Origin of the sequence: Bradyrhizobium sp. Pha-3 (assembly GCF_042258325.1) — a bacterium.
GTDB classification, from domain to species: Bacteria; Pseudomonadota; Alphaproteobacteria; order Rhizobiales; family Xanthobacteraceae; genus Bradyrhizobium; species Bradyrhizobium elkanii.
Window position 1 is genome coordinate 4,973,001 of sequence record NZ_CP170151.1, and the last position, 14,652, is coordinate 4,987,652.

General features: G+C 65.6%; 13 protein-coding genes. 4 read left to right on the forward strand and 9 right to left on the reverse strand.

What is annotated here, in order from left to right:
• Positions 1–13: 13 nt before the first annotated feature.
• A complete protein-coding gene (locus ACE10X_RS23345) occupies positions 14–241 on the forward strand; it encodes a hypothetical protein (protein WP_038385125.1) in 228 nt (75 codons plus the stop codon).
• Here the strand turns inward: ACE10X_RS23345 and ACE10X_RS23350 are convergent.
• Positions 238–2,523 (reverse strand): ComEC/Rec2 family competence protein, encoded by a 2,286-nt coding sequence (locus tag ACE10X_RS23350; protein WP_304555319.1) that lies wholly within the window; start codon positions 2,521–2,523, stop codon positions 238–240. The genes ACE10X_RS23345 and ACE10X_RS23350 overlap by 4 nt on opposite strands.
• A 433-nt stretch (positions 2,524–2,956) precedes the next feature.
• Here ACE10X_RS23350 and ACE10X_RS23355 point away from each other — a divergent pair, with 433 nt between their 5' ends.
• A complete protein-coding gene (locus tag ACE10X_RS23355; RefSeq protein ID WP_375762945.1) occupies positions 2,957–4,285 on the forward strand; it encodes an MFS transporter in 1,329 nt (442 codons plus the stop codon).
• A 334-nt stretch (positions 4,286–4,619) separates the two neighbouring features.
• Here the strand turns inward: ACE10X_RS23355 and ACE10X_RS23360 are convergent, their stop codons facing one another.
• From ACE10X_RS23360 to ACE10X_RS23370, 3 genes are all read right to left on the reverse strand, one after another.
• Positions 4,620–4,982, reverse strand: coding sequence for an SPW repeat protein (locus ACE10X_RS23360; protein WP_038385123.1), 363 nt, complete (start codon positions 4,980–4,982; stop codon positions 4,620–4,622).
• Positions 4,983–5,270: 288 nt separating this feature from the next.
• Positions 5,271–5,657: a YybH family protein gene (locus tag ACE10X_RS23365; RefSeq protein ID WP_375762946.1), complete on the reverse strand. Its 387-nt coding sequence runs from the start codon at positions 5,655–5,657 to the stop codon at positions 5,271–5,273.
• Between the two features lie 34 nt (positions 5,658–5,691).
• On the reverse strand, positions 5,692–7,371 hold the full coding sequence (locus ACE10X_RS23370; protein ID WP_038385122.1) for a glutamine--tRNA ligase/YqeY domain fusion protein: 1,680 nt from the start codon (positions 7,369–7,371) through the stop codon (positions 5,692–5,694).
• Positions 7,372–7,549: 178 nt separating this feature from the next.
• Between ACE10X_RS23370 and gltX the strand changes: the two genes are divergently transcribed.
• Entirely contained in the window at positions 7,550–8,971 is a 1,422-nt protein-coding gene (gltX, locus tag ACE10X_RS23375; RefSeq protein ID WP_038385117.1) for a glutamate--tRNA ligase, read from the forward strand.
• 160 nt (positions 8,972–9,131) lie between these two features.
• Entirely contained in the window at positions 9,132–10,433 is a 1,302-nt protein-coding gene (gene gltA, locus ACE10X_RS23380; protein WP_028339667.1) for a citrate synthase, read from the forward strand.
• A 34-nt stretch (positions 10,434–10,467) separates the two neighbouring features.
• Here gltA and ACE10X_RS23385 read toward each other — a convergent pair whose 3' ends face one another.
• The 5 genes from ACE10X_RS23385 to lpxA form a co-directional block, all read right to left on the reverse strand.
• Positions 10,468–10,836, reverse strand: coding sequence for a helix-turn-helix transcriptional regulator (locus tag ACE10X_RS23385; protein WP_244435813.1), 369 nt, complete (start codon positions 10,834–10,836; stop codon positions 10,468–10,470).
• Between the two features lie 95 nt (positions 10,837–10,931).
• The gene (locus ACE10X_RS23390; protein WP_038385121.1) at positions 10,932–11,591 is read right to left on the reverse strand and encodes an SRPBCC family protein; all 660 of its coding nucleotides are present in this window, start codon (positions 11,589–11,591) and stop codon (positions 10,932–10,934) included.
• 114 nt (positions 11,592–11,705) lie between these two features.
• Entirely contained in the window at positions 11,706–12,884 is a 1,179-nt protein-coding gene (gene lpxB, locus ACE10X_RS23395; protein WP_038385115.1) for a lipid-A-disaccharide synthase, read from the reverse strand.
• The gene (locus tag ACE10X_RS23400; RefSeq protein WP_038377445.1) at positions 12,884–13,741 is read right to left on the reverse strand and encodes an LpxI family protein; all 858 of its coding nucleotides are present in this window, start codon (positions 13,739–13,741) and stop codon (positions 12,884–12,886) included. The genes lpxB and ACE10X_RS23400 overlap by 1 nt, the downstream gene beginning before the upstream one ends.
• 19 nt (positions 13,742–13,760) lie before the next feature.
• Entirely contained in the window at positions 13,761–14,555 is a 795-nt protein-coding gene (gene lpxA, locus ACE10X_RS23405) for an acyl-ACP--UDP-N-acetylglucosamine O-acyltransferase (RefSeq protein ID WP_028339663.1), read from the reverse strand.
• Positions 14,556–14,652 lie beyond the last annotated feature (97 nt).

A 14,652-nucleotide genomic window follows, 5' to 3' on the forward strand; every position in this document is an offset into this window, starting at 1 on the left:
GAGGACGTGCGCGGTGGTCGATAAGGTCACTTGGCAAAAGGCTGGACGCGTCACGGAACCGGGCCGCTACATGTTCCGGTTCGGTTGGCTGACGGTGACGGCCGACGACCTGAAAGTCTGGGAGCAATTTCCCGAGGCTTCCTTCACCCTCGTCAAGAAGCCCGACGTCGGCCCCGACTCCGACGAATACCATCTCGGCCTGTTCGAGTTGCCGAGCGGCCCCTCGCCGGACCACCGCTAATCATCGCCCTGCAGATCGGTCTCGGCCGGCGTCGCGTCCACGGCGGGCCGCGGCGCGGCGGCGGGCGCGCGCAGCATCGTCTCGCTCTCGCCGTCGCCGGGAACCGCCGGCGACCACGGCCGGTCGATCCCGCCGGGCTTCACCGCGTCGACGGCGTAGCCGTCCCTGATCCGCCGCAGCACCAACGCGCCGTGGCGGCGCAGTCGCTCGGCATCGATCACCGATGCCGCGCAGCCCTGCGGCGCCGGCCGCGCCGTCACGATCAGGCCTGCGCGCTCGCAGTCGTCTGCCAGCGCCTCCGGCCGGGTCGCGAGCGCGACGAAGGCGCCGCCAGGTCCCTGGGCCACGCAACCGCCGGCATCGCACGAGACGCCCTCGCCGAGCGACGCATCGGTAGCGGTCCGCGCGTCGGCGTCCGCTGCCAGCCACTCCTTGACCAGGAACGCATCCTTGGCGCTGTGCATCAAATGCAGCCGCCCGTCACCGCCGCGCACCGCGACGTTGCGCCCGTCGCCGGAGACCAGCACGTCCGGCTGCGGCACCCTGAGCGCCCAGACCGAGGCCACCAGCAGCAGCACCGCGCCTGACCAGCGCAGCGGCGTACGCAGCAGCCCGAGCAGGATGATGCCGGCACTCGCTGCGATCAGCGGCCCTATGCCGAACGCCGCCATGCGGCCGACCGCGCCCGGGAGTGCGGCGACCCATTGCGTCACCAGGATCATCCAGTCGATGCCAAGCCCCATGATCGCCCAGAACACGCCGTCGAAGCCGAACGGCATGGCGACGAGTCCCAGCAGGCCGGCCGGCATCACGACCGCCGAGACGACAGGCATCGCCGCGAGGTTGGCGAGCAGCCCGTAGGGCGTCACGCGGTGGAAATGGAACGCAGCGTAGGGCGTCGTCGCAAGCCCTGCCACCAGCGAGGCCAGCATCAGCATCGTGAGCTCACGTCCGCCCCACAGCGCAACCCGTGCGGTCGCCGAATGGTCGGGCGACGCGAATAGGTTCGGCAACCCGATCTGCACCAGCGCCACCAGCCCGAGCGTCGCGGCAAACGACATCTGGAAACTGGGATGCACCAGCGCCTCCGGCGCGATCGCGAGCACGATCAGTGCCGCCACCGCCAGCGTACGGAAGGTGATCGCGCGGCGGTCGACGATCACGGCGAGCAGCACCACGGCGGTCATGAAGAACGACCGTTGCGTGGCGACCTCCGCGCCCGACAGCAACAGATAGAACGCCGCGGCGAGCAGCGCGGCCGCCGCGGCCCATTTCTTGATCGGATGCCCCGCCGTCAGCGCGGGAAACAGGGCGAGCAGCGCGCGCACCGCGAAGAATACGACGCCGGCGACCACGGCCATATGGTAGCCGGAGATCGACAGCACATGGCCGAGCCCCGAAATGAACATCGCATCGTTGACCGGCGTCGAGATCGCATCGCGCCGGCCGGTGAGCAGCGCGGTTGCGATCGCGCGCTGGTCGCCGTCGAGCGTGGTGCGAATACGCGCGTCGATGGCGTCGCGCAGGCCTTGCATGAAGGCGGCGTAGCGCAGCGCAAAGCCGCCGGTCGCAGGCGGCTCCCTGGTCTTGACCGCGCCCATCACGAAGCCGGAGGCGCCGATGCCCTGGAAATACAGGTCTCGTCCGAAATCGTAGGAGCCCGGACGCTGCGGCCCGAGCGGCGGCAACAGCCGCGCCTTCAACTCAACGAAGCTGCCGACATCGGGCGCGGTGCCCTTCTTCACCGAGAGCCGGACACGATCGAGCTTCGTCATGTCGCGCGGGCTCTCCATCGAAACCACGCGCAGCACGAAACGATCGGTCTTCTCGCGGATGTCGCGCGTCTCGACGAAGCCGGTCAGCGCCACCGAGAACATCGGCCGCGCCAGCACCGTGTGGGCAACGCGCGCCGTCTTCCAGGTCGCCGTCGCAAAGCCCGCGGCCACCGCGGCCAGCATCGCGATGACCGGAAACACGCTGCGCCGCCGCAGCAGCAGCGCCAGGAGGCAGAGCAGGATTGCGACGGTGGCCGCGGCCGACAGCACCGGCTCGTGCTCGGCCGCGAAATAGAAGGCGATACCGGTGCCGAACGCCACCGGCACCCACGGCAACAACCGGCCCGCCCCCGCCTCCGCGCGCGCCCATTGCCGCAATGTCCCGACGAAAGGCTTCCAGATGCCGACGCGCGTCGGGAGATAGCCGCCGACCGGCGCAGCCGCGCGCGGCGGCCACGTCCCCGCGTAGCCGCGTTTGCCGCCCGGCGTCGTGCCCTGCTCCGCCATTCCGCTTGCGATCCCTGCCGGGCGGCAGGCTAGCGGATGGCCCGGTCACCCGACTAGCGGAACGGATGCAGAATACGGACCCGGCAACGCCCGGGTACCTGGATCGTCCTGCGCCTTGCCAACCTCGCGCCGGGCCACAGCTGCCGCCTGCGTCAAATCGATCGAGCCGAAAGTCTCATAAGATACCGATCCCGTTGGGATTAGACTGTCCTGATGCCTCCACTCCCAAAGAGACAGGGATGAGGCAGTGACGGCTCGCGGCACTTGGAGGCCGCTGGAGCTCCTCTCAGGTGGCCACAACTCCCCTGAGATCAGGCGTTGCGGACGAACTCGCAAAATCTCGCCTGTAACGCCGTGCACCACGCGCACTCCGCGAGCGGACAGATCGCTGAAAAACGCGAGGCGTAGCGTTTGCATTTGAGAGGAGCAGCACATGGCAATTCAAGTACCGAGCGATTTTCGTCGCGTGATTGTGGCTGCGTCAGTGGGAAACATCATTGAATGGTACGACTTTTATATTTTTGGCAGCCTGGCCGCGGTTCTGTCGGTCAAGTTCTTTGAGCAATCCCACCCCGTCGCAGCCCTGCTGAGCACGATCGCGCTGTTCACTGCGGGATTCCTGATCCGCCCGCTGGGCGCCTTCCTGTTCGGATGGATGGGCGATCGGGTCGGCCGCAAATATACATTCCTTGTTACCTTGAGCGGAATGGGCCTGGGAACGGGCGCGATCGGACTCATCCCAACCTATGAATCGATCGGCCTGACGGCCGCATTCGTTCTGTTCGGCTTGCGGATGATCCAGGGTCTCTGCCTGGGCGGCGAATATGGCGGCGCCATCACCTACGTCGCCGAGCATGTTCCGGATGACCACCGCGGCTACTACACAGGCTGGCTACAAACCTCGCCGACACTCGGGATCGTGGTGTCGCTGGCCGTAATCGTTCTGACCCGAACCTGGGCCGGCAATCAGGCCTTTGACGAATGGGCGTGGCGCGTACCGTTCCTGGTCTCGTTCCTGCTGGTGGCCATCGCCATCTACATCCGCCTCCAGCTCCAGGAGACGCCGATTTTCCAGGAGATCAAGGCACGCGGACAGATGACCAGGAATCCCTGGCGGGAAGCTTTCCTCAGCTCCAACATCAAGTACATCCTGATCGCGATCGTCGTCCTGATTGGACAGGGCGTGGTCTGGTACAGTGGTCAATTCTGGGCACTGTACTTCCTGCAGCAGGTCTCCAAGGTCGATGCGGTGACCTCGGCCTACATCGTGGGGACCGCACTGTTGATCGCAACGCCGAGCCTGATCTTCTTTGGTTGGCTGTCGGATCAGATCGGCCGCAAATCCGTGATCCTCGGAGGCATGCTGCTTGCCGCGATCACCTACTATCCGCTGTATCTGTGGCTCGGCATGGTCACGCAGCCGGGACACATCAACTATCCGGTCGCCGTCTTCATCATCTTCATCCTCGTCTGCTACGTCGGGATGGTGTACGGGCCGGTCGGCGCGTTTCTGGCGGAGTTTTTCCCGGCCAGGATCAGGTACACCTCGGTCTCGGTGCCGTATCATATCGGCAATGGTTGGGGCGGCGGATTGGTGCCGTTCATCACATCGGCCGCCTTCGCAGCGACCGGCAGCATCGGCTACGCGCTGATCTACCCGATTGTCGTTCCCGCGGTGTGCTTCGTGATCGCGGTTTTCATCATGCCCGAGACACGCAAGACCCGAATTTGGGACCAGATCGAGGCGAAAGCCGCATCGTGACGGAGTCACTTTGCTGACGGGCGACTAGAGCCCCGTTCCGATGGGATCGGAGCGGGGCTCCAGAATCTTTTTTGACGCGTTTTCTTTACGCGAACCGGCATCCACTTCGCTCGAAAACGCTCTACCGCTGCAGCAGGAGCCGTGGCCGCCGTCCAGCGCGCGCGGGACGACGCTTCTGGATCGTCCGGTATTCGCCGTCTCTGGCGTGATGTCTCTGTAGAACCTGCATCCGCGTTACACCGAAGCGGCACGGAGGGGATCCGGCGCTGCGCAGTTCCAACCTCTCCGGCCGCCTTGGGTTGGCGGTCAGGCCAACGTCTCGGTCAGCTTCCTCTCAGCCAGCTCGGTGATGCCAGCGATCGTGCCACCAGGTGGCGAAATCACGATCCATCGTCAGCTCCCAGCAAGCGAGCACGATCACCACGATACCCGCGAGCACGCTGCTCGTCGTGACCGATCCCGACTGGTAGCTAAACGTCCAGGGTGCCACCACCAGAGCCAACCCCATCAGCATCTCGCCCCATTCCTCCAGATAGGACGGAATGATGAATGCCTCGAGGGCGAACAGCACGACGCCCAATCCAAGCGCGATGGAGATCCAGAGAGCTGCCCCGGAGAAGCCCAGTGCAAACGGCGATGCAACCAGCCAAACGCCCACCAACAGGCTGGCGGCATCCTGCCAGTGTTGAATGCGCATGATCCTCACCTCCTTCTTCCGAAGACATGGTGCGGCGCGGTCAAAAAAGCATCAGTCCGACCTGCGATGTGTTGCCGCTGCTGATCCGCGAGCCGACGACCATGCTGCCGTCCGGCCGCCCGGAAGCCGCGCTCCACAGCCTACGACCTTGGTCCCTCCTCGCAATGCAGCGCGATCCAGATAGCCTGCGAGTTGGGTGCAGCCGCGAGGCGCCCGGCCCCGCGCACTCTCCCTGACTACGAGGGCCCGCCGGCCCTCGACTTTTTGTGGCACGCTCCAGCGCCAGGCCTAGATCAGCGGCGTCTGCGACGAGACGTGGTGGCAGACGATCTTCCAGTCGCCGTCCTCGCGTGCGATCACCCAGGTGATCTTGACGGCGAGCGAGGGCGCATCGCCGTCGAGGAAGAATGACGCGATGCTCGCCATGTTGACGAGCTCGGCATTGACCCGTTCTGCCCTGACATCGCTGAACTGAACGCGCGGCGCGCGCCAGCGCGGCAGACCGTCAAAATAGGCTTTGACGCCGTCGCGGCCGCGATACAGCGTCGGGTTCGAGCCGAAGAAGAACGCGCTCTTCGAATAGAGCGCGCTTAACGCATTCGCATCGAGCCTGCTGAAACCCGCCGACCATCTGGCGATGATGGCGGAGGCGATCTCGTCGGATTCATCAGGCATCGATCCCCCGTCTGCTTGTCCGCGCGGAACTGCGCTAGCCCTTGCCGCCGACTTCCTTGGCGAAGGTATCGCGCAGGCCGATGGTGCGGTTGAACACCAGCCGGTCCGGCGTCGAATCCGCATCGCGCACGAAATAGCCCTGCCGCTCGAATTGCATCGGGTCGGGCGAATTGCTCTCGGCGATCGCCGGCTCGACGCGCGCATCCTTCAGCACTTCGAGCGACTGCGGATTGAGGTCGGCGGCGAAATCGGCCGCGTTCGGGCTCGGATTGGCGAACAGCTGATTGTAGATACGGATCTCCGCCGGCTTCGACTGCGCCGCCGGCAACCAGTGCATCGTCGCCTTGACCTTGCGGCCGTCGGGCGCGTTGCCGCCCTTGGTCAAGGGATCGTAGGTGGCGCGGAGTTCGACGATCTCGCCGGCGTCGTTCTTCACCACGCCGGTGCACTTGATGAAGTAGGCATAGCGCAGCCGCACCTCATTGCCGGGCGAGAGGCGGTAGAACTTCTTCGGCGGATTCTCCATGAAGTCGTCGCGCTCGATATAGAGCTCGCGGCCGAACGCGATCTTGCGGGTGCCGGCTTCCGGATTGTCGGGATGGTTGATCGCCTCGATCTCCTCGACCTGCCCTTCCGGATAGTTCTCGATCACCACCTTGAGCGGCCGCAGCACCGCCATCCGGCGCAGTGCCGTGCGGTTCAGCTCCTCGCGGATGCAGAATTCGAGCATGCCGACATCGACCACGCTGTTGGCCTTGGCGACGCCGATGCGCTTGATGAATTCGCGCACCGCCGCCGGCGGCACGCCGCGCCGCTTCAAGCCGGCAATGGTCGGCATGCGCGGATCGTCCCAGCCCGAGACGTGTCCGTCGCGAACGAGCTGGGTCAGCACGCGCTTGGACAGCAGCGTGTAGGTCAGGTTCAGCCGTGCCATTTCGTACTGGCGCGGCTTCGAGGGCACCGGCAGCTTGTCGAGCAGCCACTCATAGAGCGGGCGGTGATCCTCGAACTCCAGCGTGCAGATCGAATGGGTAATGCCCTCGATCGCGTCCGACTGGCCGTGCGCGTAGTCGTAGCTCGGATAGATCGACCATTTGTCGCCGGTGCGCGGATGGTGGGCGTGCAAGATGCGGTAGAGCACGGGGTCGCGCAGGTTGATGTTGCCGGCGGCCATGTCGATCTTGGCGCGCAGCACGCGGGCGCCGTTCGAGAACTCTCCGGCCTTCATGCGGCGGAACAGGTCGAGGTTCTCCTCGACCGAGCGGTCGCGGAACGGCGAGTTCTTGCCGGGCTCGGTCAGCGTGCCGCGGGACGTACGGATCTCCTCCTGCGACTGATCATCGACATAGGCATAGCCGGCCTTGATCAGGCCCTCGGCCCAATCGTACAGGCGTTCGAAATAGTCCGACGCAAAGAACAGGTTGGCTCCCCAGTCGTAGCCGAGCCAATGGACGTCGGCCTGGATGGAGTCGATGTACTCCTGCTCCTCCTTGGTCGGATTGGTGTCGTCGAAGCGCAAATTGCACTGGCCGCCGAACTCTTGCGCGATGCCGAAATTCAGGGCGATCGACTTGGCGTGGCCGATATGCAGGTAGCCGTTCGGCTCCGGCGGAAAACGGGTCACGATCCGGTTGTGCTTGTGGGAGGAGAGATCGGCCTGGACGATGTCGCGGATGAAGTCGCGCCCTGCCTCTGCCGTCGTGTCAGTCGTCATCAAAGGGTTCCCTGGAGGAGTCAGCTCAACCTTCTGCCAAATTCGTGCCGTCCGGCCAAGTCTGGTTTCAAGCCCTGGTTTCAAGTCTGGTTTGGCGGGCAAAAGGTCAACCGGGGCTTTAGTTATGTCCGGTTCCTGTTATACACCACGGCCGTTCCCGCATACGTCTCGCTCGATCATGACCAAACCCGTCGTTACCCGCTTCGCCCCCTCACCGACCGGCTTCCTCCATATCGGAGGTGCCCGTACCGCGCTGTTCAACTGGCTCTATGCCAGGAAGCTCGGCGGCAAGATGCTGCTCCGGATCGAGGACACCGACCGTGAACGCTCGACCAAGGAGGCGATCGACGCCATCCTGGACGGCCTGAAGTGGCTCGAGCTCGATTGGGACGGCGAGGTCATCTACCAGTTCAGCCGCGCCGCCCGCCATCGCGAGGTCGCCGAAAGCCTGCTCGCCGCCGGGCGCGCCTATTACTGCTATGCCTCGCCGGAAGAGCTCACCGCGATGCGCGAGAAGGCGCGCGCCGAGGGCCGCACCCGCCTCTATGACGGCATGTGGCGTGACCGCGATCCGGCCACCGCGCCCGCTGGCATCAAGCCGACCATCCGCCTCAAGGCGCCGCAGACCGGCGAAACCGTGATCGAGGACCAGGTGCAGGGCCGCGTGGTCTGGCAGAACGAGAACCTCGACGACCTCGTCCTGCTCCGCGGCGACGGCACTCCGACCTACATGCTCGCGGTCGTGGTCGACGACCACGATATGGGCGTCACTCACATCATCCGTGGCGACGACCACCTGATCAACGCCGCGCGTCAGAAGCAGATCTACGACGCGCTGGAGTGGGAACTGCCGAGCATGTCCCACATTCCGCTGATCCACGGTCCCGACGGCTCGAAACTGTCGAAGCGCCATGGCGCGCTCGGCGTCGATGCCTACCGCGCGCTCGGCTACCTGCCGGCCGCCTTGCGCAACTACCTCGTCCGGCTCGGCTGGAGCCATGGCGACCAGGAGATCTTCTCGACTCAGGAGATGATCGACGCGTTCGACCTCTCGGGCATCGGCCGTTCTGCGGCGCGGTTCGATTTCGCCAAGCTGGAGAACCTCAACGGTCACTATATCCGGCAGAGCGACGATCAATCCCTCGTGACCCAGTTCGAGAGCGTGCTGGATTATGTTCCCGAGGGCGCCGCGCTGAAGGCCAAGCTCAACGACACCACCCGCGCGCAATTGCTGCGGGCGATGCCGAGCCTGAAGGAGCGCGCCAAGACGCTGATCGAGCTGATCGCGGGCGCCTACTTCATCTTCGCCGATCGTCCGCTCGCGCTCGATCCGAAAGCTGTGGCGCTGCTGACGCCGGAAACGCGCGCGTTGATCGGCCGCCTGCGCACCGCGCTGGAAGCCGTCAACGACTGGACGGCGGAAACCACCGAGACCGCGATGCGGAATTTCGCCGAGCAGAACAACCTGAAACTCGGCGCCGTCGCCCAGCCGCTGCGGGTGGCGCTGACAGGACGTACAACGTCGCCGGGCATATTCGACGTGCTGGCCGTGCTGGGACGCCAGGAGTGCCTTGCCCGCCTCGCCGATCAGGCGGCGTGATCCTGCATGGACCCCCTCCAGGGTCCATCTTGCAGCGCACATGGCAATGAGCTACCCAATCCCGGACGCTTTCTCCACAAGCCGTTCCGCCCCGCCATGGGCCGCAATTTAGCGACTGGGCAAGGTCGGTTTTCGCAACGAATTCATCGGGGATATCACGATGGACGCAAAATCCAGCAAGACAGCCACACTCACCATCGGCAACAAGAACTACGATTTCCCGATCCTGAGCGGCACGGTTGGGCCTGATGTCATCGACATCGCCAAGCTCTACGGCCAGGCCGGGGTGTTCACCTACGACCCCGGCTTCACCTCGACCGGCAGCTGCCAGTCGAAGATCACCTACATCGACGGCGACGCCGGCGTGCTCGAATACCGCGGCTATCCGATCGAGCAGCTCGCCGAGCACGGCGACTTCCTCGAGACCTGCTACCTGCTGCTGTACGGGGATCTTCCGACCCCGGCGCAGAAGAAGGACTTCGACCATCGCGTGATCCATCACACGATGGTGCATGAGCAGATGGCGCGGTTCTTCCAGGGCTTCCGCCGCGACGCTCATCCGATGGCGATCATGGTCGCCGCCGTCGGCGCGCTGGCCGCGTTCTATCACGACTCCACCGACATCAACGATCCCCGGCAGCGCATGATCGCCTCGATGCGAATGATCGCGAAGGTGCCGACGCTGGCGGCGATGGCCTACAAGTACACGGTCGGTCAGCCCTTCGTGTATCCGAAGAACTCGCTCTCGTTTGCCGAGAACTTCCTCAACATGTGCTTCGCGGTGCCCTGCGAGGACTACAAGATCAACCCGGTGCTCGCCGACGCGCTCGACAAGATCTTCATCCTGCACGCCGACCACGAGCAGAACGCCTCGACCTCGACGGTGCGCATTGCCGGCTCCTCGGGCGCCAATCCGTTCGCCTGCATCGCGGCCGGTATCGCCTGCCTGTGGGGCCCGGCGCATGGCGGCGCCAACGAGGCCGCGCTCAACATGCTCTACGGCATCGGCAAGGTCGAAAACATTCCGGACTTCATCGCCAAGGTGAAGGACAAGAACAGCGAAGTTCGCCTGATGGGCTTCGGCCACCGCGTCTACAAGAACTACGATCCGCGCGCCAAGATCATGCAGAAGATGTGTCACGCGGTGCTGAAGGAGACCGGCCACGGCGACGATCCGATGCTCAAGGTCGCGATGGAGCTCGAGAAGATCGCGCTCAGCGATCCCTATTTCATCGATCGCAAGCTCTACCCGAACGTCGACTTCTATTCGGGCATCACGCTGAAGGCGATGGGCTTCCCGGTCTCGATGTTCACCGTGCTGTTCGCGGTCGCCCGCACCGTCGGCTGGATCAGCCAGTGGAGCGAGATGATCGAGGATCCGCAGCAGAAGATCGGCCGTCCGCGCCAGCTCTACACCGGCGTCGCGCGCCGGGACTATGTGCAGATCGACAAGCGCAAGTAAGCTGCATCGCTCAAGAGAATCCGGGACGGCGCCATCATTCCTGATGGCGCCGTTTTCGTTTGCCCCGCGCGACTTCGGTCGCGATCGCGTCAAGGCGCGGCAGCCAGAACGCCCGGAACCGGTCGAGCCAGTCGTGGACCTCGCGCAGCCGCGCCGGCTCGACCGCGTAGATGCGGCGCGTACCCTCGGCGCGCACCGACGCGAAACCGGCGTCGCGCAAGATCCGCAATTGCTGCGAGACCGCCGACTGGGTGATGCCGAACTCGCGCTGCACGACCGCAACGACGTCACCCGAACTGTGCTCGCCGGTCGCCAATAGTTCCAGGATGCGCCGGCGGACGGGATCGCCGAGGATGTCGAAGGCGTGCAAGGTCGCTAAAGCGCGATGAGATTGCATCGTCATCCCGCTTCAGCTCTTTGTTTGAGCATGATCTCCGCGCAAACGCGTCCCGCGTTTGTCGCGAGGGAAAACCGCTTCACACTTTTCCGGATCATGCTCTAGCCTCCGCTCCCCGGCTCCGGCTCGCCACAATAGGCCGCCGTGGTATTTGCGGCTGATCTGCGCGCCGCAGCCTCCTCGGTGCCCGCCGCGATCGAGGCCCGGCACCAGTCCTCGCTGGCGCGGCGGATGAATTCCTTGCCGTCGTCGGTGGCCGGCCACGCGGACGCGGCGGCGCGGTCGAATTCCTCGCCGGGCGACATGGCCAGATAGAGTGCGAGCCCGAGCAGCGCGAGATCCCAGCCGACGCCGACCGCACCGGCTCCGTAGCGGTCCCAGAAGTCGCCCTCGATCACCGAGAGGTGTTCCAATTCCAGGCGCGTGGTGTCAGGGCCATTCTCGGCCAGCGTGACGGTAACCCAGCTGACGGTGCCCATGGACTCCCACGTCACGGCAAGCCGGCGCGGCGGCTCACACGTCGTGATCTCGCCGCCCGCATGGCCCTGGAACTGATAGCGGCCGCCAAGCCTCAGGTCGCCCGAGATCGGCAGGAACCAGCGCGGAATGCGTTCGGGGTTGGTCAGCACATCCCAGAGATCGGCGATGTCGGTGTCGTAGTTGCGGGTCGCGATCACCGCCCGCGCCGGCTTGCCGTCGCGTTCCCGGAAGGCGACTTCGCGAATGACGGCTCCGACATAGGCGACCGGGTCGATCTTCATGGCAGGCTCCATACTAATATTAGATATTTCTAATATTAGTATGGACTAAATATCCAGCACAAGCGGGATCGTTGCGGCGGTATGTCGCCACTGAACGAGTACACGATCGATTGGCTAGGCCGAACGGCGGCCCATCTCCGCCAGCACGATGTCGGCGGCGCGGACGCTCGGCGGCTGGTCGCCGGTCGACATCTTCCCGTCCATCGTCGCGAACCCCACGAGCTGCCGCAGACGATCGGGCGAATCCGCAAGCACGTCGCCCAGCGCCGCCGCGAGCTTGTCCGGTGTGCAGTCCTCCTGCAGGAACTCGGGAATGATATCGCTGCCGATCACGAGATTGGCGAGGATCACCGAGGACACCCGGATCGCGCGGCGCAGGATGAACGCCTCGGCGGCGCCGACGCGATAGGCCGTCACCATGGGAATGCCCGACAGCGCGAGCTCCAGCGTCACCGTGCCCGACTTCGCGAGCGCAGCGCGGGCGACGCGGAACGCAGCGCGCTTCTCGGTCTCGCCGATCGCGAGCCGCGGCACCACCGGCCACGACGCGACGCCTTCGCGCACCATCGCCTCGAGATGCGGCATGGTGGGGAGCACGAGCTCGAACGGCGTTTGCTTGCTGAGCTGGCCGAGCGCCGTGCCGAACAGCGCCAGATGATGCCTGATCTCGCTGCGCCGGCTTCCGGGCAACACCAGCAGCACCGGAGGCTGTGCATCGCGCCGCTTCTGCTCGTCCTCGTTCGGCCGCAGCGAGGCAAGCTGCTCGGTGAGGGGGTGGCCGACATAGCTGCACGGCGGTCCCTGCAGCTTGCAATATTCCTCCGGCTCGAACGGCAGCAGCGCGAGCACATGATCGACATAGCGTCGCATCGCGCGCGCCCTGCCCGGCCGCCAGGCCCAGACCGACGGCGACACGTAATCGACGATCGGAATGTTCGGGTTGCGCGCGCGGACACGGCGGGCGACGCGGTGCGTGAAATCGGGGCTGTCGATGATCACGAGCATGTCAGGCGCGTCGGCGAGCACGGCATCGGCTGTGCGCCGGATCAATCGCAGGATTTTCGGCAATTGCTTCACGACGGAGGCAAAGCCGATGATCGAGAGTTCCTCGATCGGAAACAGCGGGGCGATGCCCTGAGCAGCCATCGCCTGGCCGCCGACGCCGGAAAACTGCACGGCATCGCCAAGGCGCTGGCGCAGCACCTGCATCAGCGCCGCGCCGAGACGGTCGCCGGATTCCTCGGTCGCGATGAGGAAGATCTTGGAAGCGGTGCTGGGGCTGCGCACCTGCATCAGCCCGCCAGTCCGATGACAAACAGTCCCCTGGCGTCGGCGGCCTCGACCAAAGCCTGCGGCTCGGCGGCCAGCGTATTGCCGGCGATCACGGCGATGCCGGCGATACCGGCGGCTGCCGCGCCCTCGACCGTCCGCGGGCCGATGGTCGGCAGATCGAAGCGCAGATCCTGCCTGCTCTTCGGCGCCTTCACCAGCACGCCGCGGCCGGCCTTGGCGCGAATGCGGCCCTCGGCGCGCAGCCGCGCGACGCGCGCGAGCAGCCCGTCGGTGCCCTCGATATCCTCGACCGCCACCACGTGACCGTCGATCACCACGGCAGCCTGACCGATGTCGAACGGGCCGAGCGCGTCGAGCACGCCGCGTCCGCGCGCGATATCGGCGAGCGCCGTGCTGTCGGGCGCCGCGCGCGTCACGGCGCCCTCAGGCATCAACAGATCGGGCGCGACATCCTTGATCCCGACCATGCGGAATCCCTGCTGCTCGAGGATGCGGCCAACGCTCGATAGCAAATGATCGTCGCCGCCGCGAAATGCACGCACGACGTGGCCGAGCAGGCGCAGCGTGCCCCAGTCGAGCCGGATCTCCGACAGCGCGGGGCGCACCAGGGTGCCGATGAAGATCAGATCGCGGCAGCCTTCGTCGCGGAACAGCCGGGTCGCCCGCCCGAGCTGGCCGACCGAGATCCAGCGGTGACGAAACCGCTGGGCGCGCGCCGGATCGCACGCGCCGCGCAGCGCGAACAGCACCGGCGTGATACCGCGCGCAACCAGGGAGTCGGCAACCGCGAACGGCATGGCGCCGCCGCCGGCGATGACGCCGACCGGCGAGGAAAGCGAGGGAGCCGCTGACGTCATGCTGGCGGCCATCCCCTGCTCAATCGGTATCGGCGGGAAGGCAGAGCGGGCGCAGCTTGCCGCCCTCGATGAAGGCCAGGATTTCCGCAATCGCGGGATCCTCGCCGGCCAGCGGCTGCACCGAGGCCAGCCGCTCGGCGAAGATGCCGGGGCCGTGGAACAGCTTCTGATAGAACGCGCGCACCGTCGCCAGCCGCGCCTTGGTGAACTGGCGGCGCCGCATGCCGATGATGTTGAGTCCTTCGAGCACCGCGTACTGACCGTTGGCGAGGCCGAACGGGATGATGTCGCCGCGTACGCCGCAGACGCCACCGATCATCACCTGCGAGCCGACGCGGGTGAACTGGTGCACAGCCGACAGGCCGCCGATATAGACGAAGTCGCCGATCTCGCAGTGGCCGCCGAGCGTCGCCGACGTCGCGAAGATCACGCCATTGCCGACCATGCAGTCGTGGCCGACATGGCTGTTGTTCATGAAGAAGCCGCGATCGCCAACGCGCGTGAGCCCGCCGCCCTTGACCGTGCCGACATTCATCGTCACGCCCTCGCGGATGGTGCAGGCTTCGCCGACTTCGAGGCGGGTCGGCTCGCCGCGATAGCTGAGATCCTGCGGCGGCCCGCCGAGCGCCGCGAACGGCGAGATGATACAGCCGGCGCCGATCCTGGTATGCCCGCTGATCGTGACATGCGCGATCAGCTTGCAGTTCTCGCCGAGCACGACATTGGGGCCGATGATGCAGTACGGACCGATCTCGGTGCCGGCCCCGATCACAGCGCCATCGGCAATCCGCGCAGTCGGGTCGATCATGCTCATGAAGTTTCGGTCCGGAATTCGTTAATGGCGCCAAGGTGCTATCGAGGCGCCAGGCTGTCGATTGGGGCGGTCGTTAGCGCGACTTTGCCCGCCCTGT

What these genes read in the sequence shown, in the direction of transcription:
- ACE10X_RS23370 (WP_038385122.1), bottom strand. Translation starts at nt 7,371, where the DNA reads ATGACGACTGACACGACGGCAGAGGCAGGGCGCGACTTCATCCGCGAC.
- gltX (WP_038385117.1), top strand. Translation starts at nt 7,550, where the DNA reads ATGACCAAACCCGTCGTTACCCGCTTCGCCCCCTCACCGACCGGCTTC.
- ACE10X_RS23360 (WP_038385123.1), bottom strand. Translation starts at nt 4,982, where the DNA reads ATGCGCATTCAACACTGGCAGGATGCCGCCAGCCTGTTGGTGGGCGTT.
- ACE10X_RS23400 (WP_038377445.1), bottom strand. Translation starts at nt 13,741, where the DNA reads ATGACGTCAGCGGCTCCCTCGCTTTCCTCGCCGGTCGGCGTCATCGCC.
- ACE10X_RS23385 (WP_244435813.1), bottom strand. Translation starts at nt 10,836, where the DNA reads ATGACGATGCAATCTCATCGCGCTTTAGCGACCTTGCACGCCTTCGAC.
- lpxB (WP_038385115.1), bottom strand. Translation starts at nt 12,884, where the DNA reads ATGCAGGTGCGCAGCCCCAGCACCGCTTCCAAGATCTTCCTCATCGCG.
- ACE10X_RS23390 (WP_038385121.1), bottom strand. Translation starts at nt 11,591, where the DNA reads ATGAAGATCGACCCGGTCGCCTATGTCGGAGCCGTCATTCGCGAAGTC.
- gltA (WP_028339667.1), top strand. Translation starts at nt 9,132, where the DNA reads ATGGACGCAAAATCCAGCAAGACAGCCACACTCACCATCGGCAACAAG.
- ACE10X_RS23350 (WP_304555319.1), bottom strand. Translation starts at nt 2,523, where the DNA reads ATGGCGGAGCAGGGCACGACGCCGGGCGGCAAACGCGGCTACGCGGGG.
- ACE10X_RS23365 (WP_375762946.1), bottom strand. Translation starts at nt 5,657, where the DNA reads ATGCCTGATGAATCCGACGAGATCGCCTCCGCCATCATCGCCAGATGG.
- ACE10X_RS23355 (WP_375762945.1), top strand. Translation starts at nt 2,957, where the DNA reads ATGGCAATTCAAGTACCGAGCGATTTTCGTCGCGTGATTGTGGCTGCG.
- lpxA (WP_028339663.1), bottom strand. Translation starts at nt 14,555, where the DNA reads ATGAGCATGATCGACCCGACTGCGCGGATTGCCGATGGCGCTGTGATC.